Here is a 559-nt window from a genome sequence, read left to right on the forward strand (position 1 = left end):
ACCCGGCGCGCGGCCACTCCCCCGGCGAACGCATCCAGGCGACCATCGACACCTACCTGGCGCACATCGAAGCCAACCCGCAGGTATACCGGTTCCTGCTGCACCGCGCGGGAGCGGAATCGGCCGACGTGCACGGCCACGTGACCGCCTACCAGCGCCGCGTCGGCGAGGAACTCGCACATTCCTTCGACCCGGTCGGCGCCACCGGCGTGCTGGCGCGCGCCTGGGCGCACGGCATCGTCGGCATGGTCCAGGCCTGCGGCGACTGGTGGCTCGAAGAACACCCGTGCGAACGCGCCGAACTGACCGTCTACCTCACCGAACTCCTGTGGGGCGCCCTCCCCACCGCCCTGGCCATGGCCGCCGAGTCGGCAGACTCAGCGGGCGGCACGGGAACGGCGGAGTAACGGCGCAGCGCCTGCTCCGGGTAGACGGCCTCGCGGCTCTCGTGCCGGAACCGGCGAATGAACTCCCCCATGACCGCGGCGGGTGCGTGCCGGAGCAGGATGTCCTCCGGCCGGCGTTCCGCGTCGGTCAGGGGTATCTGCTTGGCGAAGAC

The 559-nt window shown here is 71.6% G+C and carries 1 protein-coding gene; it reads left to right on the forward strand.

What is annotated here, in order from left to right:
- Positions 1-407, forward strand: a 407-nt coding sequence (locus AC1DSF_RS30630) for a hypothetical protein (RefSeq protein WP_478184075.1), incomplete at its 5' end; no start/stop codon positions are given.
- Positions 408-559: the final 152 nt, after the last annotated feature.

It is taken from the genome of Variovorax sp. 01N429 (genome assembly GCF_056399425.1).